We start from the raw sequence: 23,051 nt of genomic DNA on the forward strand, positions 1-23,051 counted from the left end.
CATACGATATCCTAGCAAACCTATGAAGGCACTCCTCTGCAGGCAATTCGGGCACTACCGCGACCTGGACTTCTGCGACGTGGATCCCCCCGCGCTGCAGCCCGGCCACGTGCGCATCGCCGTCCACTACGCGACGGCGGGCTATGGCCAGACGGTGGTGATCGCCGGCAAGTACCAGCGCAAGCCGCCGCTGCCCTTCGTGCCGGGCACGGAGGCTTCGGGCGTGGTGCTGGAGGCCGCGCCCGACGTCACGGCGTTCAAGCCGGGCGACCGCGTCGCTGCGTCGCTGGACTGGGGCGCCTATGGCGAGCAGGCGGTGGCGACCGCGGCGACGACCTGGCACGTGCCGGATGCCATCCCGCTGGAGGTCGCGGCGACGGTTCCCCTCACCTACGGCACGGCGTACGCGGCGCTGCACTGGCGCGCGCGCTTGCAGCCTGGCGAGACAGTGTTGGTCTACGGTGCGGCCGGAGGCGTGGGCCTGCCGGCCGTGGAGATCGCCCGCCTCGCGGGCGCGCGGGTGATCGCGGTGGCGGGGTCGGCGGAGCGCGCGCAAGTGGCCCGCGAACACGGCGCGCATGAAGTCGTCGTGCACCGGGCCGGCGAGGGCGAGGCGCCGCTGTCCGCCAAGGTGCTCGCGGCCACCGGCGGGCGCAAGGTGGACGTCGTCTTCGATCCCGTGGGCGGCAGCTTCTTCGACGAGGCGCTGCGCTGCATCCGGCCGGAAGGCCGCATCGTCCTGATCGGGTTCGCCAGCAACGAGGTGCCGCGCATCCCCGGCAACATCCTGCTGGTGAAGAACGCCGAGGTCATCGGCTTCTGGTTCGGCCTCTACCTCGGCTGGGGCCAGGTCGACGAGCGCGCCCAGTACCAGGAGCGCCTGCGCCAGCTGATGGACAAGTTGTTCGCGCACGTGGCCGCCGGCGACTTGAAGCCGACCAGTTCCGTCATCTATCCCTTGCCGCGGCTGGCCGATGCCTTCGACGAAGTGCTGGCGCGGCGCGCCGTGGGCCGCGCGCTGGTGCAGGTCGCCGGCGCCTTGCCCTGATCGGTACGGTAGCATACGATAAGCAGATCAACAAGACAACGGAGACAAAGCAATGCCGCGACTGCACCAGTGGGCCGCGACCCAGCCCAACAAGCTGGCCATCCAGATGGCCGACGGGCCCGCACTGAGCTACGAGGAGCTCGATGCGCGCGCAAACCGCGTCGCGAACTGGCTGTTGTCGCTGGGCCTGCCGGAGGGCGCTTCGGTGGCGTTGCTGCTGGAAAACCGACTGGAGACTTTCGAGCTGTGGTGGGGCGCGCGCCGGGCCGGCGTCTACTACGTGCCGGTGAGCACGCACCTGAAGCCGGCCGAAGTTGCCTACCTGTTGCGTGACAGCGGCGCCAGCGTGCTGGTGACGAGCGATTGCCTGGCCGAGGTCGCGCAAGGTGTGCTTGCGCTGCTGGAGGACGGCGAAGTGCGGCACCGCTATGCCATGGGCGGGGAGCTCGCCGGCTTCGCGCGCTACGAGCCGGCCATCGCGGCGGCTTCCGCCTCCGCGGACCTGCCGCCGCGCAGCCAGGGCCGCGAGTTCATGTATTCCTCGGGCACGACCGGTTTTCCCAAAGGGATCAAGCGCGCGCTCGCGCCCTATGCCCGGCGCATGGACCTGCCGGAGCTGGAGCGGCAGCTGCGCACCATGTTCCAGCTCGATGCCGAGACGGTCTACATCTCGCCCTCGCCGCTGTACCACGCCACCGGCCGCTTCGTCATCCGCGTCATCGAAACCGGCGGCACGGCAGTGATCCTGCCGAAGTTCGACGCCGAAGGCGCGCTGGCCGCGATGGCGCGCTACCGCGTCACGCACGGCCACTGGGTGCCGACCATGTTCATCCGCATGCTGGCGCTGGACCCGCAGGTGCGCGCAAGCTACGACCTGTCCTGCGTGCGCGTGGCCTTGCATGCGACGGCGCCGTGCCCGCCCAAGGTCAAGCAGGCCATGATCGACTGGTGGGGACCGGTGATCAACGAGTACTACGGCGGCTCCGAGAACGTGGGCGTCACCTACATCAACGGGCCGGACTGGCTGCGGCATCCCGGCTCGGTGGGCGTGCCCATCACCGGAGAAGTGCACATCACCTCGGAAGACGACCCCGAGCGGGAATTGCCGCCGGGCGAAATCGGCCTGATCTACTTCAGCGGCGGTGTCGGCTTCGAATACCACCGCGACGCGACGAAGACGCGCGGCGCCTTCAACGGCCGGGGCTGGGGCACCTACGGTGACCTCGGGCACGTGGACGGCGATGGCTTCCTGTTCATCAGCGACCGCCGCACCGACCTGGTCATCTCCGGCGGCGTGAACATCTATCCGCAGGAGGTGGAGAACGCGCTGCTGGATCACGAAGCCGTCGCCGACGCGGCCGTCATCGGCGTGCCGCACGCGGAGTTCGGGCAGGAGGTGAAGGCGGTGGTGCAGCTGAAGCCGCATTGCGCTGCCAGCCCGCAGCTGGCCGGCGAACTGGTGGAGTGGTGCCGCGGCCGGCTGTCGCGGATCAAGAGCCCGCGCACCGTCGACTTCGTCGCCGAGGTGCCGCGCAGCGACAACGGCAAGCTGCTGCGCCGCGTGCTGCGGGACCGCTATGCGCAGCAGGCGGCCGTCGCCACGGCCGCCTGAGCCCAGGCCTTACTCGAAGTTGATGTAGGAAACGTCGCGGATGATGGCCTGCCAGCGGGCCATGTCCGTGCGCGTGATCTCGTTGGCCTGCGCGGAGTTCGTGCCGGTCGTGTCGATGCCGAAGGACAGCAGGCGCGACTGCATGTCCGGCGACTTGACGATCTTCGCCAGCTCGGTCGACAGCCGGTCGACGATGGGGTGCGGCGTCTGGGCCGGCGCGAACACGGCCCACCAGGGCGAGAACGCTTCCATGCCGGCGATGCCTTGCTCGGCGAAGGTCGGCACGTCGGGCAGCGAAGCCGAGCGCTTGGTGCCCGTCACCGCGATGGGGCGAATCTTGCCCGCCTTCACCTGGCCGGCGGCGGTGCCGATGTCCGCGACGGCGGACATCAGGTTGCCCGCCATCAGGTCCTGCAGTTCCGGCGCCACGCCCTTGTAGGGCACGTGGACCATCTTCATGCCGGCCTCGCGGTTCAGGATCTCGCCCAGCACGTGCGCGCTGGAGCCGTTGCCGTAGGAACCGAAGTTGGCCTTGTCCGGCGCGGCCTTGCTGGCGGCGACCAGGTCCTTGACGTTCTGCACGGGCGACGTGGCGTTCACGTACAGCACCAGCGGCGTGCTGCCCAGGTGGGACACGGTCGTCAGGTCCTTCTGCACGTCGTAGGGCACCTTCTTCATCGTGAAAGGTACCATGACGATGGGCGTGCTGGTCGTGAACAGCAGCGTGTAGCCATCGGGCTGCGCCTGCGCCACCAGCACCGTCCCCAGCGTCAGCGACGCGCCGGGCTTGTTCTCCACGAGCACGGGCTGGCCCAGGGCCCCTCCCAGCTTCTCGGCGAACAGGCGGGCCACGACGTCGCTCGGCCCGCCGGCCGAGGCGGGCACGATGAAGCGGATCGCCCGGGCAGGGTAGCGGTCCTCGGCCCAGGAGGCTGCGGCGGTGCAGGCCAGGGCGGCAATGGCGGTCTTCAGCAGGATGCGGCGCATCGGTTCTGTCTCCTTCATGATCTTTACGTCACCGTGCATATGGTATCGTTGCATACGTTATCTTTCAACGGTTCCGGAGGCGACGTGGCCAGACTGCTCGAAGGCAAGGTGATCGTGGTAACCGGCGCGGGCGCCGGCGTGGGCAAGGAAATCGCGCTCGAAGCTGCCCGGCAGGGCGCGCGCGTGGTCGTCAACGACCTCGGTGTCAACATCGACGGCAGCGGCGGCAGCGCCGGGCCGGCGCAGCAGGCGGTGGACGAGATCCGCGCCGCCGGCGGCGAGGCCGTGGCCAGCACGGACAGCGTGGCCGAATGGAAGTCGGCCCAGCGCATCGTCGGCATGGCGCTGGACATGTACGGCCGCATCGACGGCCTGGTGAACAACGCCGGCAACCTGCGCGACATCATCTTCCACAAGATGCCGGAAGAGGACTTCGACGCCGTGGTGGCCGTGCACCTGAAGGGCTCGTTCAACATGGCCCGCGCGGCGGCGCCGCACTTCAAGACCGAGGAGAGCGGCGCCTACGTGCACATGACCTCCACCTCCGGCCTGATCGGCAACTTCGGCCAGGCCAACTACTGCTCGGCGAAGATGGGCGTGGTGGGCCTGTCGAAGGCGATCGCGCTGGACATGGAGCGCTTCAACGTCCGCTCCAACTGCATCGCGCCCTTCGCCTTCACTCGCATGGTCAACACCATTCCGACCGACACGCCGGAAGGCCTGGCACGGATGAAAGTGAACCAGCGGCTGGAGGCGGCCAAGATCGCGCCCTTCACCTGCGCGCTGCTCACCGACGCCGCCAAGGGCGTCACCGGCCAGATCTTTGGCGTCCGCAACAACGAGATCTACCTGTTCTCGCAGCCGCGGCCGATCCGCACCGCGCACCGCGGCGAAGGCTGGACGGTGGAAGCCTGCCTGGAGGTGGCCATCCCGATGATGCAACCTTCGTTCTATCCGCTGGACAAGTCGCGCGACGTGTTCTCCTGGGACCCGGTCTGAACGGACTGGGCTGCCGATTGGGGCGCTAGCGTAAAATCAAAAATCTGCCGTATTTTCGCAAGCCCATGAAAGCTGCCACCAAGACCCGTGCCACCCCGCAGCGCAAGGCGGCCGCACCGGCTGCCGCCCCGCGCGCTCGCGTGCAAAAAGTCCCGGACGCGGACAACTGGGACGCCCGCCTCGGCTTCCTCATGCACGACGTGTCGCGGCTGCGCCGCAGCGTGTTCGACGAGTTCATGAGGCCCAGCGGGCTGACGCGCTCGCAATGGTGGATCCTGGCACACCTGTCGCGCCACGACGGGATGATCCAGAGCGACCTGGCCAACATGCTGGACCTGGGCAAGGCCGCCCTCGGCGGCCTGCTGGACCGGCTGGAAGCCTCGCAGCAGATCGAGCGCCGCGCCGACGAGGCGGACCGGCGCGTGAAGCGCATCTACCTCACGGGCAAGGGCGCGCAGGCCATCCAGGAAATGCGCGTGAAGGGCCACGAGGTCAGCGAGCGCATCCTCGAGGGCCTGGACCTCCCGGCCCGCCGCACGCTCCTGGACAACCTGGCGCTGGTCAAGTCCAACCTGCTGGCGCTGCGCGCCGAGGTGCAGAAGACGCGCGGCAACGGCGGCTGAGCGCGCCTCCCATCGATGCCAAGGGCGCCTGCGGGCGCCCTTTTTGCTGGCCGCCGCAAAATAGGTCTGCTACCATACGATCTCGATACGAACTGATATGCGAGGCAGGCTTTGGATTTCGATCTCAGCGACGACCAGCGTGCGATCCAGGAGGCGGTGGCCGACATCTGCACGCCTTACGACGACGAGTACTGGCTGAAGAAGGACCGCGAAGGCGGCTTCCCGGAGGACTTCTACCAGGCGATGGCCAAGGCCGGCTGGCTGGGCATCGCGATGCCGCAGGAGTACGGCGGCTCGGGCCTCGGCATCCTCGAGGCGGCGCTGATGATGGAGACGGTGTCCGCCACGGGCGCCTGCCTGTCGGGCGCCTCGGCCATCCACATGAACGTGTTCGGCCTGCACCCGGTGGTGGTGCACGGCACGCCGGAGCAGAAGCAGCGCTGGCTGCCGCCCATCATCAACGGCCAGGCCAAGGCCTGCTTCGGCGTCACGGAGCCCAACACCGGCCTCAACACGCTGAAGCTGAAGACGATGGCGGTGCGCAAGGGCGACCGCTACGTGGTCAACGGCCAGAAGATCTGGATCTCCACTGCGCAGGTCGCGCAGAAGATCCTGCTGCTGGCGCGCACGACGCCGATCGACGAGGTGAAGTCGTCCACGCATGGCCTCAGCCTGTTCTATACCGACCTGGACCGCAGCCGCATTGAGGTGCGCGAGATCGAGAAGCTGGGGCGCAAGTCGGTCGACTCCAACCAGCTGTTCATCGACAACCTCGAGATCCCGGTGGAAGACCGCATCGGCGAGGAAGGCCGCGGCTTCGAATACATCCTGCACGGCATGAACCCCGAGCGCGTGCTGCTGGCCGCCGAGGCCACCGGCATCGGCCGCGCCGCGCTGCGCCGCGCCGCGCGCTATGCGGGTGAGCGCATCGTGTTCGACCGGCCGATCGGCAAGAACCAGGGCGTGCAGCATCCGCTGGCCGAGCGCTGGGTGGACCTGGAGGCGGGCACCTTGCTGTACCGCCGCGCCGGCTGGCTGTACGACCAGGGCCGCAACTGCGGCGCCGAAGCCAACGCCGCCAAGTTCTTCTGCGCCGAAGCCGGCTTCCGTGCCGCGGAGACGGCGGTGCTGACGCACGGCGGCATGGGCTACGCCAAGGAATACCACGTCGAGCGCTACCTGCGCGAAGCCATGCTGCCGCGCATCGCGCCGGTGTCCATCCAGCTGATCCTGTCGTTCATCGCCGAAAAGGTGCTGGGCCTGCCCAAGTCGTATTGAGAAACCCGAGGAGACGAGAGAAATGAAGCTTTGCGAAGGCCGCGTGGCCATCGTTACCGGCGCCGGCCGCGGCCTGGGCCGGGCCCATGCCCTGATGCTGGCGAAGCACGGCGCCAAGGTCGTCGTCAACGACTTCGGCGGCGCCGCGGACGGCAGCGGCAGCCACGATGCGACACCGGCGGAGGAAGTGGTCGCCACGATCCGCGCCTTCGGCGGCGAGGCCGTCACCGACACGCACAACGTGGCCGACTGGCAGGGCGCCAAGGCCATGGTCGATCGCGCCGTGAGCGCTTTTGGCGGCCTCGACATCCTGGTGAACAACGCCGGCATCCTGCGCGACCGCATGCTGGTGAACATGACCGAGCAGGAGTGGGATTCGGTCATCAACGTCCACCTGAAGGGGACCTTCGCCCCCACGCACCATGCGGCCAACTACTGGCGCCAGCAGCAGAAAGCGGGCAAGACCGTCGATGCGCGCGTGATCAACACGACTTCGCACTCCGGCCTGTTCTGCAACATCGGCCAGGCGAACTACGCCGCCGCCAAGGCCGGCATCGCCAGCTTCTCGCTGGTGGCCGCGCGCGAGTTGCAGCGCTATGGCGTCACGGTGAATGCAATTGCTCCGCGCGCCGAAACCCGCATGACGCACGGCCTGCGCGAGTGGACGCCGGAACAGCTGGAGCGCCGCGACCCCGAGTGGATCGCCGCGCTGGTCACCTGGCTGGCCAGCCCGGAAGCCGCGGATGTGAGCGGACGCGTGTTCGAGGCCTGGGGCTACGGCTACACGGTGGCGGAGAGCTGGCAGCACGGCCCCATCACCGAAGCCTCGCGCGATCCCGCCGGCCTGGGCGAGAAGATCGAACAGGTCGTGCGCTTCGCGCGCCCCAACGCCGGCATCGACCGCGACACCTGGCTGGCGGTCTGAACGCGGGACTCAGGGTAGTCCCGGGGCTTCGTCGGTTTACATACCGTATGGTGCCGTACTAATATGGCGGCTTCCGGATCAATCGCACTGGAGCCCGTGGTGTCCCTTTCCCGTCGCCATCTGCTGGCCGCGCTCGCGGCCGGCGCTTCCCCTCTCGCAGCTCGCGCCATCGACCTGCCCGGCCGGCCGGTGAAGATCGTCGTGCCGTTCACGCCCGGCGGCGTCGGCGACGTGTTCGCCCGCGTCGCGGGCGAGATCATGGCCAAGGACCTGGGCCAGACCGTGATCGTCGAGAACAAGCCTGGCGCCAACCAGATGCTTGCCGCCGCGGCGGTGGGGCAGGCACCGCCGGACGGCCACATGCTGTACCAGGCCACCAGCACGGCCATCCTGAACCCGATGCTGTACAAGAAGCTGGCCTACGACCCGAAGTCGCTGAAGCCGCTGTGGATAGGCATCGAGACGCCGCTGATCTACGTGATCAACCCGAAGGTGCCGGCGAAGACGCTGTCCGAGTTCGCGGCCTGGGCACGCGCCAACGCGGGCAAGGCCAACTACTCGTCGATCGGCCCGGGCAACGTGCTGCACCTCGGCGCGGAAAAGCTCAAGCAGGTCGGCAACTTCGACATGGTGCACGTGCCCTATGCCGGGCGCTCGGCGGACGCGATCAACGCGGTGCTCGCCGGCGACGTCGAGATGATGTGCACCATCGCGGGCCAGGCCGTTCCCTTCGTGCAGGCCGGCAAGCTGCGGGGGCTGGCGGTCACCTCCGCGCAGCGCCTGCCGGTGCTGCCGGACGTGCCCACCGCCGCCGAGGCGGGCTTCCCGAGCCTGGCGGTGGCGTCCTGGTACGGCCTGTACGTGCACAGCGCGACGCCGGATCCCGTGGCCAACAAGTTGCGCCTGGCGGCGGACAAGGCGCTGGCGGACACTGCCTTCCGCGAGCGCTTCATCGCCCAGGGCGCCGTCATCGCGCCACCGCGCAGCGGCGCGGAGGTGGCGCACTACGTCGAAGAGAACTCCAGGTACTGGGGCGAGATCATCCGCGCCCAGAAGATCGAGCTGGACTGATCACTCGCCGCGGAAGACGGGCTTGCGCTTTTCCAGGAAGGCGCGCGGGCCCTCCAGGAAATCCTCGCTCGCGGCGGCAGCGCCCATGCCGCGGGCTTCGGCCGCCAGCTGTTCGGCGAGCGTGCTGCCCAGGGAGCGGTGGATCAGCGCCTTGGCCTGTGCCAGCGCAATCGCCGGGCCGCGGGCCAGCCGGTGCGCCAGGGCCAGTGTGAAGGTTTCCAGTTCGGCGTCGTCCACCACGTGGCTCACCAACCCTTGTGCCAGCGCCGAAGTCGCATCGAGCCGCTCGCCGAGCAGTGCCATCGCCATCGCGCGCTTGCTGCCGATCGCCCGCGGCAGGAACCAGCTGGTGCCGCCGTCGGGACACGCTCCGATGTTCACGTGCGCCAGCTGGAAGCCGGCACTGCGCCCCGCCACCACCAGGTCGCAGCCCACCGCGAAGCCCACGCCCGCCCCCGCGGCCGTGCCATGCACCATGGCGATGACGGGCTGCGGGATCCGCTGCAGCACGTTGAACAGGTAGGTGTTCTTCGCGACGCGTGCTTCCACTGCCTGGCGGCGCTGCGCGGGCTCCAGCTGCGCGTACTGCGCGAAGCTGCGGATGTCGCCGCCGGCCATGAAATGCTCGCCGGCGCCGGCCAGCACGATGCAGCGGATGCGGCGGTCTTCTTCGGCGCGCAGCAGGAAGGCCAGCAGCGCCTCCAGCATCTCGGGACTGGCTGCGTTGCGTGCCTCCGGCCGGTTGAACGTCAGGCGCGCAACGCCGTCCTCGACCGCGACGAGGAGATGGTCCGCGCTCATGAACGCGCGGCGTCCGCCTTGAACAGGCTCTTGCCGATGATGGACTTCATGGTCTCGATGGAGCCGCCTGCGATGCGCGTGATGCGCGCATCGGCGTAAGCCCGCGCGATCGGGTATTCCCACATGTAGCCCCAGCCGCCGAACAGCTGCAGGCACTGGTCGACGACGCGTCCATGCAGCTCGGACAGCCACAGCTTCACCATGGCGGCGTCGGTTCCATCGAGCTTGCCGTCCATGAACTGGCGCACGCAGTGGTCGGTGAATACGCGGCCCACGGTCACCTCGGTCTTCAGTTCGGCCAGCTTGAACTGCGTGTTCTGGAAATCGGCCAGCGTCTGGCCGAACATCTTGCGTTCCTTGACGTGGTCGATGGTCCACTGCAGCGCGGCTTCGGCGACGGCCGCCGAGCGCACCGCCTGCGTCAGCCGCTCCTGCGCCAGGTTCTTCATCAGCAGCTTGAAGCCGCCGTGCTCCGGGCCCAGCAAGGCGGAGGCCGGCACCCGCATGTTGTCGAAGAAGAGCTCGGAAGTGTCCTGCGCCTTCAGCCCCAGCTTCTCCAGCCGCTTGCCGCGCACGAAGCCGGGCCGGTTGGTCTCGACGATGAACAGCGAAATGCCGCCGCCGGCGGCGCCGGGGTCCGTCTTGCAAGCCAGCACCAGCACGTCGCAGATCTGGCCGTTGGAGATGAAGGTCTTCTGGCCGTTGATGACGTAGCTGTCGCCGTCGCGCTCGGCGCGCGTGCGCATGCCCTTCAAGTCGCTGCCGGCCTGCGGCTCGGTGAGGCCCAGCGCGCCGATCAGCTCGCCGCGCACCATGGGCGGCAGGTAGCGCTGCTTCTGCGCTTCGCTGCCGAAAGCCAGGATGTAGGGCATCACCATCTCGTTGTGGACGGCGAAGGCGGGGCCGGTGTAACCGGCGGCGGACACTTCTTCCACCAGCGCGAAGTTGAAGAGCGCGTCGGCGCCGGCGCCTCCGTATTCCTCGGGGATCGAGCAGCCCAGCAGGCCGGCGGCGCCGGCCTTGCGCCAAAGCTCGCGCGGCACCTGGCCGTCGCGTTCCCACTGCGCGTGGAAGGGCGCGATCTCGGTATCGATGAAGCGGCGGACGGTGTCGCGGAAGGCCTGGTGTTCCGGGCCGTACAGGGTGCGTTCCAGCATGTCGTTTCCTCGGCTGCGCAGTGCGGGCGCCGAATTAGTATGGTTGCGTACTGTATGCCATAATATTTTCCAGAGCAACCAACCCGAAAGGCGGCGATGGCCAGCAAGGATGCCCCGGGGATCACCGGATTCGGCGGGTATGTCCCGCGACTGCGCATGGAGCGGACGGCCATCGCGGCCGCCCACAAGTGGATGGCGCCCTCGCTGCGCTCGCTGGCCAAGGGCCGGCGCGCTTTCTGCAGCTGGGACGAGGACAGCGTGACGATGGCGGTGGAAGCCGCGCGCGACGCACTCGACGGGCGTGCCACGTCCGGCTTCACGAACCTGCTGTTCGCGTCCACCACCATGCCCTTCGCGGACCTGCAGAACAGCGCCCTCGTGCGCGCTGCGCTGGACCTGCCGCAGGACGTGCGCAGCGCGGACATCGGGCAGTCGCAGCGCGCCGGCACCGCGGCGCTGCTGCAGGCGCTGGCCAGCGGCCAGGCGGGCGACACGCTGGTGCTCGCGAGCGACAAGCCGCGCGGCAAGCCGGCGAGCACGCAGGAAATGACTTTCGGTGCCGGCGCCGCGGCTTTCCGCATCGGCCGCGACAACGTCCTCGCCACGCTGGAAGGCAGCGCCAGCAGTTCCACCGTCTTCGTCGACCACTTCCGCTCGGCCGACAACAAGTACGACTACTTCTGGGAAGAGCGCTGGATCCGCGACGAGGGCTACCTGAAGCTCGTGCCGCCCGTGGCCGCCGCTGCGCTGAAGGCGGCGGGCGTCACCGCCGGCGAGATCCAGCACTTCGTCATGGCTTCGCCCTTCCGCGGCGTCGTGGCGGCACTGGCGAAGAAGCTCGGCTTGCCCGAGGGCAGCCTGGCCGACGCGCTGGACGAGTCCTGCGGCTACAGCGGCAGCGCCCACGCCTTGCTGATGCTGGCGAACGTGCTGGAGAAGGCGAAGCCGGGCGAGCGCATCCTGCTGGTCGGCTTCGGCCAGGGCTGCGACGCGCTGGTGCTGCAAGCCACGGACGCCATCACCGCCTTCAAGCCACGCCGTGGCGTGAGCGGCGCGCTGGCCGACGCCCAGCCGCACGATGCCTACCTGCGCATGCTGTCCTTCGAGGACGGGATCGAGCTGGAGTGGGGCATGCGCGCGGAGCGGCCGGTGAAGACCGCGCTGACCGAGCAATACCGCTCGCGTGAGCAGATCTCCGGCTTCCGTGCGGGCCGCTGCCGCAAGTGCGGCACGGTGCAGTTCCCGCAACTGCCTTACTGCGTGGAGCCGACTTGCGTGGCGCCGCGCGAGCAGTTCGATCAGGTCGGGCTGGCCGACGTCCCCTGCCAGGTGCTGACGCACACCGCCGACTGGCTGTCCTACCACCCGGCGCCGCCGCTCTACGTGGGCTTCGCGCAGTTCGACAACGGCGCGCGCCTGCAGATGGAGATGGTCGACGTGGGCGGGGCCGGCGTCGAGGTGGGGACGCAACTGCGCATGGTCTATCGCATCAAGGACCTCGATCGCAGCCGCGGCTACCCGCGCTACTTCTGGAAAGCAACGCCGGTTCAGGCCTGAAAGGAAACACCCGCCATGGCAACAGGCATCAAGGACAAGGTCGCGATCCTCGGCATGGGCTGCGCCCGCTTCGGCGAGCGCTGGGACGCCGGCACCGCGGAACTGCTGGCGGAAGCCTTCGAAGAAGCGCTGGCGGACGCCGGCATCGAGCGCAAGCAGATCCAGGCCGCGTGGTACGGCTCCGGCGTGGACCAGGTCAACGTCGGCAACTCGTGCATCCCGGCGGCGATGGCGCTGCGCCTCGACGGCATCCCGGTGAGCCGGGTGGAGAACATGTGCGCCACCGGCACCGAGGCGCTGCGCGGCGCGGTGTACGCGGTGGCTTCGGGCGCCTACGACATCGCGCTTGCGGTCGGCGCGGAGAAGCTGAAGGACACCGGCTACGGCGGCTTGCCCACGCCTTTCAAGGGCACTTTCAACGACCTGTGGCTGAACCTCGGCGCCGCGCCGGCCGGTTTCGCCCAGCTCGCCGCCGGCTACCGTGCCAAGCACGGCATCTCCAAGGAGCAGCTGAAGCGCGCGCTGACGCACGTGTCCTGGAAGAGCCACCAGAACGGCGCGCTCAGCCCCAAGGCCCACCTGCAGAAGGCGGTGACCAAGGAGCAGATCCAGGACGCGCCGATGATCTGCGAGCCGCTGGGCCTGTTCGACTGCTGCGGCGTCAGCGACGGCGCGGCGGCGGCGATCGTCACGACGCCGGAGATTGCCCGCGCGCTGGGCAAGAGGGATCTCGTGACCGTCAAGGCGCTGCAGCTGTCGGCGGCATCCGGTGTCGAAGCCGGCACCACGCAGTGGGACGGCAGCTACGTGCGCACGACGCGCAACGCGGTGCAGCGGGCCTACGCGGAGGCGGGCATCCGCAAGCCGCGCGAGCAACTGGACCTGATCGAGGTGCACGACTGCTTCTCCATCACCGAGCTGGTGACCATGGAGGACCTGGGCATCTCGGGCGACGGCCAGGCCGTCTCGGACATCCTCGACGGCTTCTACGACCGCGAAGGCGGCGGTGTGGCCTGCCAGGTGGACGGCGGCCTCAAGTGCTTCGGCCATCCCATCGGCGCCAGCGGCCTGCGCATGGCTTACGAGGTCTACACGCAGCTGCTGGGGCGCGCGGGCAAGCGCCAGCTGAAGGCGCCCAGCATCGGCCTGACGCACAACCTGGGCGGCGTGCCTTTCCAGGGCGTGGCCGCGATCTCCATCCTGGGCCTGCAGGGCTGAGGCATGGCGGCGCAAATGCAGAGGCGGGTGGTGCTGGCGTCGCGCCCGCACGGCATCCCGCAGGGGGAGCACTTCCGCATCGAAGAAGCTGCGGTGCCGGAGCTCCGCACGGGTGAATTCCTGGTGCGCAACCAGTTCCTGTCGGTCGAGCCTGCGATGCGCGGCTGGGTGAACGCTGCTGCCAACTACTCGGACCCGGTTCCGGTGGGTGGCGTGATGCGCAGCTTCGCCGCCGGCGTGGTGGTGGCTTCGCGCCACCCGGGCTACGCCGAAGGCGATGCCGTGATGGGCATGCTGGGCTGGCAGGAATACGCGGTCAGCGACGGCAGCGGCATCCGCCGCAAGGTGCGCGAGACCGACCTGCCGCTGTCCTTGTCGCTGGGCGTGCTGGGCATCAACGGCGTCACGGCGTACTTCGCGCTGACGGAAGCCGGCGAGCCGCGTCCGGGCGACACGGTGGTGGTCTCCACCGCCGCCGGCTCGGTCGGCTCCGCCGCCGGCCAGATCGCGAAGATGATGGGCTGCCGCACCGTGGGCATCGCCGGTGGCGCGCAGAAGACGGCGCTGTGCCGCGACTTCTTCGGTTTCGATGCCGCCGTCGACTACAAGTCCGCGGACTTCGCGGGCGCGCTGGCAGCCGCCCTGCCGCAGGGCGTGGACGTCTATTACGACAACACCGGCGGCGCGGTCAGCGACGCCGTGCTGCCCCGCATCAACAAGGGCGCGCGCATCGTCATCTGCGGCACCGCGTCGGTGGCGAGCTGGGAGCCCTGGCCGTCCGGGCCGCGGGTGGAGCGCCACCTGTTGAACAAGGCCGCGCGCATGCAGGGTTTCCTGGTCTGGGACTACGAGCATCGCTACGAAGAAGCAGTGGCCAAGCTGGCCGCCTGGGTGCGTGACGGCCGCCTGAAGGTCCGCGAAGAAGTGCTGCAAGGCCTGGAGGCCGCACCCGATGCGATCGCCGGCCTGTACCGCGGCGAGAACCTCGGCAAGCGGGTGATCCGCCTGCACGACTGAAAAGGCAAGGAGGAGACATGAATCTCGAGAAGTTGCTGAAGTTCCAGGTGCCTGCCGTCGAAGCGCGCATGACGGCCAAGGACGCGATGCTCTATGCGCTGGGCGTGGGCGTCGGCGACCGGCCCGAAGACCCCGCCGACCTGCAGTTCGTGTACGAGCGGGCGCAGCCCTTCAAGGTGGTGCCCTCGTACGTCAACGTCATCTGCCACCCGGGTGGCTGGATCATGGCGCCGGAGCTGGAAGTGGACTGGGTGAAGCTGCTGCATGGCGAGCAGGGCTTCGAGATGCACAAGCAGCTGAAGCCGGACACGAGCTATGTGAGCAGCAACCAGATCCTGGGCGTCGTCGACAAGGGCGCGGGCAAGGGTGCGATGCTGTTCCTGCGCAAGCAGCTGCACGAGGTGGGCAGCGGCGACCTGGTGAGCACCATCGACAGTACCTACGTGCTGCGCGGCGACGGCGGCTGCGGCTCCACGCTGGCCGAAGCGCCGGCTCCGCATGCGCTGCCGCAACGCGCGCCCGATGCGGAGGTGTCGCTGCCCACGCTGCAGCGCGCCGCACTGATCTACCGGTTGTCCGGCGACTTCAACCCGATCCACGCCGATCCGGCGATCGCCCGCAAGGCCGGCTTCGAACGGCCCATCCTGCACGGCCTGTGCTCGCTGGGCCTCGCCACGCGCGCCGTGCTGCGCGCCTGCTGCGACGACGACCCCGAGCGGCTGAAGTCGCTGAAGCTGCGCTTCTCCTCGCCGGTGTACCCGGGCGAGACGCTGGTGACGGAAGTCTGGCGCGATGGCAGGGAGGTGAGCTTCCGCACGCGCGTGGCCGAACGCGACGTCGTGGTCTTGAACAACGGCCGGGCCGTGCTGGCCTGAGGAGGAGACGCTTGGTGGAAGCGAACACGCGGCGATTGCGCGACTGGCTGCGCGCCGAAGGCGGCCCGGACCTGCAAGACTTCGAGGCGCTGCGGCGCTGGTCCGTGGAGCACGTCGAGGATTTCTGGCAGGCGCTGTGGACCTATTTCGGCGTGCAATCGCCCACGCCGCACGAGCGCGTGCTGTCCGGCCACGCCATGCCGGGTGCGCGCTGGTTCGAGGGCGCTCAGGTCAACTATGCGGGACATTTGCGGCGCCATGTGGAAGGCGCGGGTGCGGCCGGCGTGCCCGCCGTCGTCTTCCGCAACGAACGCCTGCAGGCCGAAGGCCGCAGCGAGGAGATCGCCTGGCCCGAACTGCTGGACCAGGCCGCGGCGCTGGCGGCAACCTTGCGGGCACAGGGCGTGGAGCGTGGCGATCGCGTTGCCGCCTACCTGCCCAACATCCCGCAGGCGCTGGTCGCCTTTCTCGCCTGCGCTTCTCTTGGCGCGGTCTGGACCCTGTGCGCGCCCGACATGGGCCTGGCCACGGTGCGCGACCGTTTCCGGCAGGTCGATGCGAAGGTGCTGATCGCCTGCGACGGCTCCGTCTACGGCGGCAAGACGGCGGACCGGCGCGAACTGGTCGCCTCGCTGCTGCAGGAGCTGCCCACGGTGCGCTCGCTGGTGCTGGTGCCTTACCTCGAATCAGCGGGCGCAAGCGGCGGACCTTTCCCCTTCGAACCCGGCGCCTGGCAAGGACGCGTCGTGGCCTGGGACGAGGCGCTGGCCGGCAAGGAGCGCGTCGCGCCCGAGCCGGTGCCGTTCTCGCATCCGCTATGGATCGTCTACAGCAGCGGCACCACCGGCCTGCCCAAGCCCATCGTCCACGGGCATGGCGGCGTGATGCTGGAGATGCTGAAGCTGCATGCCTTCCACCTGAACCTGCAGCCCAGCGCGGGCACGAGCGAGCGCTTCCACTGGTACAGCAGTTCGGGCTGGGTGATGTGGAACCTGGCCGTGTCCGCCTTGCTGCTCGGGACCACGGTCTGCATCTACGACGGCCACCCCGCCTGTCCGCAAGCCGACACGCTGTGGCGCTTCGCCGACCAGGTGGGCCTGAGCTTCCTCGGTGCCGGCGCGGCCTTCTACACGTCCTGCATGAAAGCCGGCATCGAGCCGCGCAAGAACTTGCGGCTTGAACACCTGCGCGCGCTCGGCTCCACGGGCTCGCCGCTGCCGCCGCAAGCGTATGAGTGGGGCGACCAGGCCGTGAAGCCCGGCATCTGGTGGGCCGTCATCTCCGGCGGCACCGACCTGGCCAGCGCCTTCCTGGGCGGCACGCCCGAACTGCCCACCGTGGCCGGCGAGATGCAGGCGCGCTGCCTGGGCGCCGACATCCACGCCTGGAACGAGCAGGGCCAGGGCGTGATCGACGACGTGGGTGAACTCGTTTGCGTGCAGCCCATGCCTTCCATGCCGCTGTTCTTCTGGGGCGACCAGGGCAACAAGCGTTACCTGGACAGCTACTTCGACGTCTATCCGGGCGTGTGGCGGCACGGGGACTGGCTGCGCATCACGCCCGCTGGCAGCACCGTCGTCTATGGGCGCAGCGACGCGACGCTCAACCGCCATGGGCACCGCCTGGGCACCAGCGAGTTGTACCGCGTGGTCGAAGCCATCCCCGAGGTGCTGGACAGCCTGGTGGTCGACATCGAGTTCCTGGGCCGTCCCAGCTTCATGCCGCTGTTCGTGGTGCTGCGTCCCGGCGTCGTGCTCGATGCCCCGCTGCAGGATGAAATCCGCAAGCGCATCCGGCAGGAGCTGTCGCCGCGCTTCGTGCCCGACGAAGTGAGGCAGGTGGCGGAGATCCCGCGTACGCTCACCGGCAAGAAGCAGGAGCTGCCGGTGAAGAAGCTGATGCTGGGGCGCCGCCTGGAGGACGTGGTGAACAAGGACGCCTGCGCCAACCCGCAGGCCTTCGACTGGTTTGCCGACTACGCGCGAAGGCACGCCGCATGAGGACGCCCGGCCTGCCGGAACCCGTGGCCGCCGGCACGCCCATGCTGCCGCCCGGCACCTTCGCCGGCGAGGTGGTGCTGATCACCGGTGGCGGCACCGGCCTGGGCAAGGCCATGGCGGTGGAGTTCGCGCGCCTGGGCGCCTCGGTCGTCATTGCGAGCCGCCGGCCCGAGCACCATGTGCAAGGCGTGGAAGCGGTGCGGGCGGCCGGCGGCAAGGCGCTGGCGGTCGCCGTCGACGTGCGCCAGCCGGAGCTTGTCGCGGCGGCCTTCGACGAAGCGGAGCGCACGCTGGGCCCGGTCGGCGTGCTGGTGAACAACGCGGCCGGCAACTTCCCGGTGGCCGCCGAAAGCCTGAGCCCCAATGGCTGGCGCGCGGTGACCGACATCGTGCTCGATGGCACCTTCTTCTGCAGCCAGGAATTCGCGCGGCGCCGCGTGGCGGCGCAGCGGCCGGGCGCCATCCTGAACATCTCGGTGGCCTACACGCACGGCGGCGCACCGGGGCACGCGCACAGCGCCGCGGCCAAGGCCGGCGTCCTCAGCCTGACGGAAACGCTGGCGGTGGAATGGGCGCCGGACGGCATCCGCGTCAATGCGCTGACGCCGGGTCTGTTCCCGCACGGGGACCACAGCGCCGACATGCGCAGCCAGCGGCCCGAGGGCTACGATGCCGAATGGAAGCGCATCCCGGCGCTGCGGGTGGGCCGCACGCATGAACTGGGCTGGGCGGCCACCTACCTGTGCTCGCCCTACGCCGTTTACCTCACCGGGCACAACTTCATCCTCGACGGCGCCGAGCGCCTGCGCCGCTCCATGCGGATGCCGGAATTCGTGCCCATCCGCGAACAGATGGCCGCCGCCAGCGCGCGCCGCAATTCCCTGGAGCAAGCAAATGGAACTTGACCTGCGGCTGTGGGCCACGCAGGACCCCGGGCGCCTCGCCGTCCGCGCCGCGGGCCGCGACACCAGCTACGGCGAACTGGAGGCGCTGACCAACCAGATCGCGCACGTGCTGCAGCGCCAGGGCGTGCGCCGCGGTGACCACGTGGCCGCGGTGATCGGCAACGACGTCATGATCTTCGCGGTGGTATGGGGCGCCTACCGGCTCGGCGCCTACATCACGCCGATCCCGTCCACGGCCTCTGCGGCGGACGCGGCCTATGTCGTTGCGGACTGCGGCGCGAGCGTCGTTGTCGTGAACGCGGCGCTTGCCGAGACCATGGCCAGCCTGCCGGCGCTGGCGCCTTCGGTCGGCACCTGGCTGTCGGTGCACGGCGCCATGCCGGGTTTCCAGGCGATGGAGCCGCTGCTGCGGGACGCGCCGGCCACGCCGGTGGCCGAGGAGCATTCCGGCGCGCTGATGATGTACACCTCGGGCACCACCGGCAAGCCCAAGGGCGTGATCCGGCCGCTGCCCGCGCAGCGCCAGGCCACGCCGGCGTTCGCCGCCGACCTGTGCGCGATGTTCGACATCACCGCCGGCGCGCGCTACCTGTCGACGGCGCCGCTGTACCACGCCGCGCCGCTGCGCTGGGGCCTGGCCTTCCTCGCCGCCGGCGGCTCCGTCATCGCCATGGGCAAGTTCGACGCCGCCGAGGCGCTGGACCTGATCGAGCGCGAACGCATCACCCATTCGCAATGGGTACCGACCATGTTCCACCGCATGCTGGCGCTGCCGGAAGAGCGCCGCCGCGCCTTCCATGCGCCCGAACACCGGATGGCTGTGCACGCCGCCGCGCCGTGCGCCGTGCCGCTGAAGCGCGCGATGATCGAATGGTGGGGCCCGATCATCGAGGAGTACTACTCGGGCAGCGAAGGCGTCGGCTTGACGGCGATCTCCACCGCGGAGTGGCTGGGCCACGCCGGCTCGGTGGGTCGCGCGAAGAAGGGTGTGCTGCACGTGCTGGGCGACGACGACCAGGAGCTCGGCGCGGGCCAGACCGGCCGCATCTTCTTTTCCGGCATCTCGCATTTCGCGTACCACAACGCCCCTGAGAAGACGGCCGCGCGCACCAGCCGGCAGGGCTTCCAGACCTTTGGCGACGTTGGCCATGTCGATGAAGAAGGCTACCTGTTCCTCACCGACCGCCTCGACGACATGATCATCTCCGGCGGGGTCAACATCTACCCGCAGGAGCTGGAAGGCGCAATCTCCGAGATGCCGGAGGTGGCCGAAGCGGCGGTGATCGGCGCGCCCGATCCCGTGTTCGGCGAGAAGCCGGTCTGCTTCGTGGTGCCGCGTCCTTCGGTGCAGGACCCGGCCGCCTTCGTGGAGCGGCTCGACGCCTGGTGCCGCGACCGCCTGGGGCGCATCAAGCGGCCGCGCGAGTTCCGGGTGCTTCAGGCGCTGCCTTACAGCGCGCAAGGCAAGCTGCTGCGGCGCGAGCTGCGCCGCCTGCTGGCCTAACGCCAGCCGGCCAGGACTTCTTGCAATGCCACCGGCGCCCTGGGCGCCGGGCCCTGCACGCGCGCCGGCGTGCGCGAGAAGCGCGGCGCGGGTGCCGGCTGCGTCACGCCGTCCACTTCGACGAAGGATTCGCGCGCGAGGTTGTGCGGATGCGCCCGCGCTTCGCTCAGCGCCAGCACCGGCGCGAAGCAGGCGTCGGAGCCTTCCAGCAAATCCACCCACTGCGCGCGCGTGCGGCTGCGGAAAATGCGTTCCAGCTCCGCGCGCAGGGCGGGCCAGCGCTCGCGATCCATCTGCGCTGCGCGCCAGGCCGGGTCCAGCCCGATGCGCTCGCCCAGTTCCGCGAAGAACTGCGGCTCGATCGCACCCAGCGCGACGTGCTGGCCGTCGGCCGTCTCGTAAGTGCCGTAGAAGGGCGCGCCGCCATCCAGCAGGTTGCTGCCACGCTGCTCGCGGAACTGGCCGCGCAAGGCGGCCTGCGCGTAGTAGCTCATGAGCGACAGCGTGCCGTCGGTGATGGCGGCGTCCACCACCTGGCCGCGGCCGCTGGCCTGCCGCTCGTGCAGCGCCGCCAGGATGCCGGTGACCAGGTACAGGCTCCCGCCGCCGAAATCGCCCACCAGGTTCAGCGGCGGCACGGGTGCGCCGCCAGTGGGGCCGATGGCGTGCAGCGCGCCGGTGATGGCGATGTAGTTGATGTCGTGGCCCGCGGCCTCGGCCAGTGGTCCCGACTGGCCCCAGCCCGTCATGCGCGCGTAGACCAGGCGCGGATTGCGCTGCGCCAGGTCGTCCGGCCCCAGGCCCAGGCGCTCCATCACGCCGGGGCGGAAGCCTTCGACCAGCACGTCGGCCTGCGCCAGCAACTCCAGCACTTCGGCGCGCGCCGCGGCGTCCTTCAGGTCGCATTGCACCTGCCGGCGGCCGCGGCCGAAGACGGGACCGCCGCCACGCTGCTCGCCGGGCCGTGCGACCGTGACGACATCGGCCCCCAGGTCCGACAGGAGCATGCAGGCGAAGGGCCCGGGGCCGATGCCGGCGAATTCGACGACGCGCAGGCCGGCCAGCGGGCCGCGGCGGGAGTCCTGCACGGCCTCAGCCCGGATGCCGCGCGCGGTAGTCCGCGAACAGCTGGCGGCCGATGATGTGCTTCATCACCTCGATGGAGCCGCCCGCGATCTTGACGATGCGTGCGTCCGCATAGGCGCGGGCAATCGGGTACTCCCACATGTAGCCCCAGCCGCCGAACAGCTGCAGGCACTCGTCCACCACCTTGCAGTGCAGGTTGGTGAGCCACATCTTGGCCATGGCGGCATCGACGGCGTCGAGCTCGCCCTGCATGAAGGCCGTGATGCAGCGGTCGGTGAACTCGCGGCCCACCACGGCTTCGGTCTTCAGCTCCGCCAGCTTGAACTGCGTGTTCTGGAAGTCCGCGATGGTGTGGCCGAAGGCCTTGCGGTTGGCGGTGTAGTCGATGGTCCACTCGATGGCCGCTTCGGCCACGGCGGCGGAGCGGATGGCCTGCGCCAGCCGTTCCTGGGCCAGCTTGGTCATCATCAGCTGGAAGCCCTGGCCTTCCTCGCCCAGCATGGCGGAGGCGGGGACGCGGACTTCATCGAAGAACAGCTCGGACGTGTCCTGCGCCTTCATGCCCAGCTTGTGCAGGTTCCTGCCGCGGCGGAAGCCGGGCAGGCTGGTGTCCACCAGGAACAGCGTGACGCCCTTGGCGCCGGCGGTGGAATCGGTCTTGGTGGCCAGCACGATCACGTCGCATAACTGGCCGTTGGAAATGAACACCTTCTGCCCGGAGATGACGAAGTCGTCGCCGTCGCGCACGGCCTTCGTGCGGATCGCCTTCAGGTCGGAGCCGGCGTGCGGCTCGGTCATGCCCAGCGCGCCGATCGCCTCGCCCGCCACCATCTTCGGCAGCCACTGCTGCTTCTGCGCGTCGGTGCCGAAGGAGCGTATGTAGGTGGCGACCAGGTCGCAGTGGATCATGAAGCCCGGCCCGCTGAAGCCCGAGCGCGCCATCTCCTCGAACACCACCACGTCGAACAGGTAGTCGGCGCCCAGGCCGCCGTACTCCTCCGGCACCGTGCAGCACAGCATGCCGGCAGCGCCTGCCTTGCGCCACAGCTCGCGTGGCACCACCATGTCGCGCTCCCACTGCGCGTGGTGCGGCGCGATCTCCCTGGCGATGAACTTGCGCACGGTGTCGCGGAAGGCGTCGTGCTCGGGGCCGAACAGCTTTCTTTTCAGCATCGCAATCCTCAGTGCTTGGCCAGCCGGGCGATCTCCGCCTCGGAATACCCCAGTTCGGCCAGCACCTCCCGCGTGTGCTCGCCATGCATCGGCGCCGGCCGCCGCACCTGCGTGCGCGCGCCGTCGAAGCGCAGCGGCTGCGCCACCGTGCCCAGCTTGCCCAGCACCGGGTGCTCGTACTCGAACACCATGCCGCTTTCGCGCGTGTGCGGGTGGGCCGACAGTTCGCCCAGCGTGTGCAGCGGCGAGCAGGGGATGCCGGCGGCGTCCAGCGCCTGCAGCCAGTCGGCGCGTCCGCGCTTGCGCATGGCCTCGCCGACACGCGCGACCGTTTCCGCGCGATGCTGCACGCGAGCCGCATTGGTCGCGAAGCGCGGGTCGTCGCGAATGTCGTCCAGGCCGGCCAGGGCGCAGAAGCGATGCCACAGCGAATCGTTGGCCACGCCCAGGATCAGCGGCTTGTCAGCCGTCTCGAACACCTGGTAAGGGCACAGCGACTCGTGGCCCGAGCCGGGGCGCACGGGCTCGGTGCCGCGCTCCCAGTAGTTCTGCAGGAAGTAGCCGAGGAAGCCGGTGGCGGTGTCGAACAGCGAGGCTTCGACGGTGGCGCCGACACCGGTTCGATCGCGCTCGTGCAGCGCGGCCAGGATGCCGATCAGCGCATGCAGGCCGGTGCCCTGGTCCACCGGCGAGAACGGGCTGCGCACCGGCGCGCCGTCGGCTTCGCCGGTGATGGAGATCATGCCGCAGAAGGCCTGCAGGATGACGTCGTAGCCCTTGCCTTCGCGCATCGGGCCGACGCTGCCGAAGCCGGAGATGTCGCAGGTGATCAGGCGCGGGTTCAGCGCGCGCAAGGTGGCCGCGTCCACGCCCAGCTTGGTGGCCACGCCGGGGCCGAAGCTGCTGATGACGATGTCGGCCAGGCGCGCCAGGCGGTGCACCACCTCGCGGCCCGCCTCGCTGGCCAGGTCGACGGCGATGGAGCGCTTGTTCCGGTTCACGCTGACGAAGATGGCGCCGGTGCGCGTGCCTTCGGCCTCGCGGAAGGGCGGCCAGCCGCGGGTTTCGTCGCCGCCGCCCTTGGTGGCTTCGACCTTGATGACGTCGGCGCCCATGTCGCCCAGGTACTGGGCACAGAGCGGGCCGGCCAGCACCTTGGACAGGTCCAGCACGCGCAATCCGCGCATCGGCAGGGAACTCATTGCGGGGATCTCC

The 23,051-nt window shown here is 69.5% G+C and carries 20 protein-coding genes; 14 read left to right on the plus strand and 6 right to left on the minus strand.

Annotated elements, in window-relative coordinates; all coding sequences use genetic code 11:
* Positions 1-22: 22 nt before the first annotated feature.
* Entirely contained in the window at positions 23-1,048 is a 1,026-nt protein-coding gene (locus HHL11_RS06190) for an NADPH:quinone oxidoreductase family protein (RefSeq protein WP_169417546.1), read from the plus strand.
* 52 nt (positions 1,049-1,100) lie between these two features.
* The gene (locus HHL11_RS06195; protein WP_169417547.1) at positions 1,101-2,660 is read left to right on the plus strand and encodes an AMP-binding protein; all 1,560 of its coding nucleotides are present in this window, start codon (positions 1,101-1,103) and stop codon (positions 2,658-2,660) included.
* A 9-nt stretch (positions 2,661-2,669) separates the two neighbouring features.
* Here the strand turns inward: HHL11_RS06195 and HHL11_RS06200 are convergent, their stop codons facing one another.
* On the minus strand, positions 2,670-3,647 hold the full coding sequence (locus HHL11_RS06200; protein ID WP_169417548.1) for a Bug family tripartite tricarboxylate transporter substrate binding protein: 978 nt from the start codon (positions 3,645-3,647) through the stop codon (positions 2,670-2,672).
* Between the two features lie 84 nt (positions 3,648-3,731).
* Here HHL11_RS06200 and HHL11_RS06205 point away from each other — a divergent pair, with 84 nt between their 5' ends.
* The 5 genes from HHL11_RS06205 (at position 3,732) to HHL11_RS06225 (ending at position 8,543) form a co-directional block, all read left to right on the plus strand.
* The gene (locus tag HHL11_RS06205; protein ID WP_342593183.1) at positions 3,732-4,646 is read left to right on the plus strand and encodes an SDR family NAD(P)-dependent oxidoreductase; all 915 of its coding nucleotides are present in this window, start codon (positions 3,732-3,734) and stop codon (positions 4,644-4,646) included.
* 65 nt (positions 4,647-4,711) lie between these two features.
* Positions 4,712-5,269 carry a MarR family winged helix-turn-helix transcriptional regulator gene (locus tag HHL11_RS06210; RefSeq protein WP_169417549.1) on the plus strand — a complete coding sequence of 186 codons (558 nt, stop codon included), beginning with the start codon at positions 4,712-4,714 and terminating at the stop codon, positions 5,267-5,269.
* A gap of 111 nt (positions 5,270-5,380) precedes the next feature.
* Entirely contained in the window at positions 5,381-6,547 is a 1,167-nt protein-coding gene (locus HHL11_RS06215) for an acyl-CoA dehydrogenase family protein (protein WP_169417550.1), read from the plus strand.
* Positions 6,548-6,569: 22 nt separating this feature from the next.
* The gene (locus HHL11_RS06220) at positions 6,570-7,472 is read left to right on the plus strand and encodes an SDR family oxidoreductase (RefSeq protein WP_169417551.1); all 903 of its coding nucleotides are present in this window, start codon (positions 6,570-6,572) and stop codon (positions 7,470-7,472) included.
* A 99-nt stretch (positions 7,473-7,571) separates the two neighbouring features.
* The gene (locus tag HHL11_RS06225; RefSeq protein ID WP_169417552.1) at positions 7,572-8,543 is read left to right on the plus strand and encodes a tripartite tricarboxylate transporter substrate-binding protein; all 972 of its coding nucleotides are present in this window, start codon (positions 7,572-7,574) and stop codon (positions 8,541-8,543) included.
* Here the strand turns inward: HHL11_RS06225 and HHL11_RS06230 are convergent, their stop codons facing one another.
* Together HHL11_RS06230 and HHL11_RS06235 are read right to left on the minus strand one after the other, a co-directional pair.
* Positions 8,544-9,344: an enoyl-CoA hydratase/isomerase family protein gene (locus HHL11_RS06230; RefSeq protein ID WP_169417553.1), complete on the minus strand. Its 801-nt coding sequence runs from the start codon at positions 9,342-9,344 to the stop codon at positions 8,544-8,546.
* Complete coding sequence (locus HHL11_RS06235; RefSeq protein WP_169417554.1) at positions 9,341-10,501, minus strand: acyl-CoA dehydrogenase family protein; 1,161 nt, start codon at positions 10,499-10,501, stop codon at positions 9,341-9,343. Before HHL11_RS06235 ends, HHL11_RS06230 begins: the two co-directional genes overlap by 4 nt.
* A gap of 96 nt (positions 10,502-10,597) precedes the next feature.
* Between HHL11_RS06235 and HHL11_RS06240 the strand changes: the two genes are divergently transcribed.
* Genes HHL11_RS06240 through HHL11_RS06270 form a run of 7 tightly spaced genes read left to right on the plus strand, consistent with a single transcriptional unit; the run spans position 10,598 to position 19,577 of the window.
* Positions 10,598-12,058, plus strand: coding sequence for a hydroxymethylglutaryl-CoA synthase family protein (locus HHL11_RS06240; RefSeq protein ID WP_169417555.1), 1,461 nt, complete (start codon positions 10,598-10,600; stop codon positions 12,056-12,058).
* A 15-nt stretch (positions 12,059-12,073) separates the two neighbouring features.
* Entirely contained in the window at positions 12,074-13,276 is a 1,203-nt protein-coding gene (locus HHL11_RS06245; RefSeq protein WP_169417556.1) for an acetyl-CoA acetyltransferase, read from the plus strand.
* Positions 13,277-13,291: 15 nt separating this feature from the next.
* The gene (locus HHL11_RS06250) at positions 13,292-14,293 is read left to right on the plus strand and encodes an NADP-dependent oxidoreductase (protein WP_169417557.1); all 1,002 of its coding nucleotides are present in this window, start codon (positions 13,292-13,294) and stop codon (positions 14,291-14,293) included.
* Between the two features lie 17 nt (positions 14,294-14,310).
* On the plus strand, positions 14,311-15,168 hold the full coding sequence (locus HHL11_RS06255) for a MaoC/PaaZ C-terminal domain-containing protein (protein ID WP_169417558.1): 858 nt from the start codon (positions 14,311-14,313) through the stop codon (positions 15,166-15,168).
* Positions 15,169-15,182: 14 nt separating this feature from the next.
* The gene (locus HHL11_RS06260) at positions 15,183-17,168 is read left to right on the plus strand and encodes an acetoacetate--CoA ligase (protein WP_342593184.1); all 1,986 of its coding nucleotides are present in this window, start codon (positions 15,183-15,185) and stop codon (positions 17,166-17,168) included.
* Entirely contained in the window at positions 17,165-18,073 is a 909-nt protein-coding gene (locus tag HHL11_RS06265) for an SDR family oxidoreductase (RefSeq protein WP_205964215.1), read from the plus strand. The genes HHL11_RS06260 and HHL11_RS06265 overlap by 4 nt, the downstream gene beginning before the upstream one ends.
* The gene (locus HHL11_RS06270) at positions 18,063-19,577 is read left to right on the plus strand and encodes an AMP-binding protein (RefSeq protein ID WP_169417559.1); all 1,515 of its coding nucleotides are present in this window, start codon (positions 18,063-18,065) and stop codon (positions 19,575-19,577) included. Before HHL11_RS06265 ends, HHL11_RS06270 begins: the two co-directional genes overlap by 11 nt.
* Here HHL11_RS06270 and HHL11_RS06275 read toward each other — a convergent pair.
* Genes HHL11_RS06275 through HHL11_RS06285 form a run of 3 tightly spaced genes read right to left on the minus strand, consistent with a single transcriptional unit; the run spans position 19,574 to position 23,038 of the window.
* Positions 19,574-20,665, minus strand: coding sequence for a CoA transferase (locus HHL11_RS06275; RefSeq protein WP_169417560.1), 1,092 nt, complete (start codon positions 20,663-20,665; stop codon positions 19,574-19,576). The two genes, HHL11_RS06270 and HHL11_RS06275, sit on opposite strands and share 4 nt — an antisense overlap.
* Positions 20,666-20,669: 4 nt before the next feature.
* Positions 20,670-21,836, minus strand: a complete 1,167-nt coding sequence (locus HHL11_RS06280) for an acyl-CoA dehydrogenase family protein (RefSeq protein ID WP_169417561.1) — start codon at positions 21,834-21,836, stop codon at positions 20,670-20,672.
* Between the two features lie 8 nt (positions 21,837-21,844).
* A complete protein-coding gene (locus HHL11_RS06285) occupies positions 21,845-23,038 on the minus strand; it encodes a CaiB/BaiF CoA transferase family protein (RefSeq protein WP_169417562.1) in 1,194 nt (397 codons plus the stop codon).
* Positions 23,039-23,051 lie beyond the last annotated feature (13 nt).

The sequence above is a fragment of the Ramlibacter agri genome (assembly GCF_012927085.1).
Taxonomy (GTDB): domain Bacteria; phylum Pseudomonadota; class Gammaproteobacteria; order Burkholderiales; family Burkholderiaceae_C; genus Ramlibacter; species Ramlibacter agri.

What these genes read in the sequence shown, in the direction of transcription:
- HHL11_RS06190 (WP_169417546.1), top strand. Translation starts at nt 23, where the DNA reads ATGAAGGCACTCCTCTGCAGGCAATTCGGGCACTACCGCGACCTGGAC.
- HHL11_RS06195 (WP_169417547.1), top strand. Translation starts at nt 1,101, where the DNA reads ATGCCGCGACTGCACCAGTGGGCCGCGACCCAGCCCAACAAGCTGGCC.
- HHL11_RS06200 (WP_169417548.1), bottom strand. Translation starts at nt 3,647, where the DNA reads ATGCGCCGCATCCTGCTGAAGACCGCCATTGCCGCCCTGGCCTGCACC.
- HHL11_RS06210 (WP_169417549.1), top strand. Translation starts at nt 4,712, where the DNA reads ATGAAAGCTGCCACCAAGACCCGTGCCACCCCGCAGCGCAAGGCGGCC.
- HHL11_RS06220 (WP_169417551.1), top strand. Translation starts at nt 6,570, where the DNA reads ATGAAGCTTTGCGAAGGCCGCGTGGCCATCGTTACCGGCGCCGGCCGC.
- HHL11_RS06230 (WP_169417553.1), bottom strand. Translation starts at nt 9,344, where the DNA reads ATGAGCGCGGACCATCTCCTCGTCGCGGTCGAGGACGGCGTTGCGCGC.
- HHL11_RS06235 (WP_169417554.1), bottom strand. Translation starts at nt 10,501, where the DNA reads ATGCTGGAACGCACCCTGTACGGCCCGGAACACCAGGCCTTCCGCGAC.
- HHL11_RS06240 (WP_169417555.1), top strand. Translation starts at nt 10,598, where the DNA reads ATGGCCAGCAAGGATGCCCCGGGGATCACCGGATTCGGCGGGTATGTC.
- HHL11_RS06245 (WP_169417556.1), top strand. Translation starts at nt 12,074, where the DNA reads ATGGCAACAGGCATCAAGGACAAGGTCGCGATCCTCGGCATGGGCTGC.
- HHL11_RS06250 (WP_169417557.1), top strand. Translation starts at nt 13,292, where the DNA reads ATGCAGAGGCGGGTGGTGCTGGCGTCGCGCCCGCACGGCATCCCGCAG.
- HHL11_RS06255 (WP_169417558.1), top strand. Translation starts at nt 14,311, where the DNA reads ATGAATCTCGAGAAGTTGCTGAAGTTCCAGGTGCCTGCCGTCGAAGCG.
- HHL11_RS06265 (WP_205964215.1), top strand. Translation starts at nt 17,165, where the DNA reads ATGAGGACGCCCGGCCTGCCGGAACCCGTGGCCGCCGGCACGCCCATG.
- HHL11_RS06270 (WP_169417559.1), top strand. Translation starts at nt 18,063, where the DNA reads ATGGAACTTGACCTGCGGCTGTGGGCCACGCAGGACCCCGGGCGCCTC.
- HHL11_RS06280 (WP_169417561.1), bottom strand. Translation starts at nt 21,836, where the DNA reads ATGCTGAAAAGAAAGCTGTTCGGCCCCGAGCACGACGCCTTCCGCGAC.
- HHL11_RS06285 (WP_169417562.1), bottom strand. Translation starts at nt 23,038, where the DNA reads ATGAGTTCCCTGCCGATGCGCGGATTGCGCGTGCTGGACCTGTCCAAG.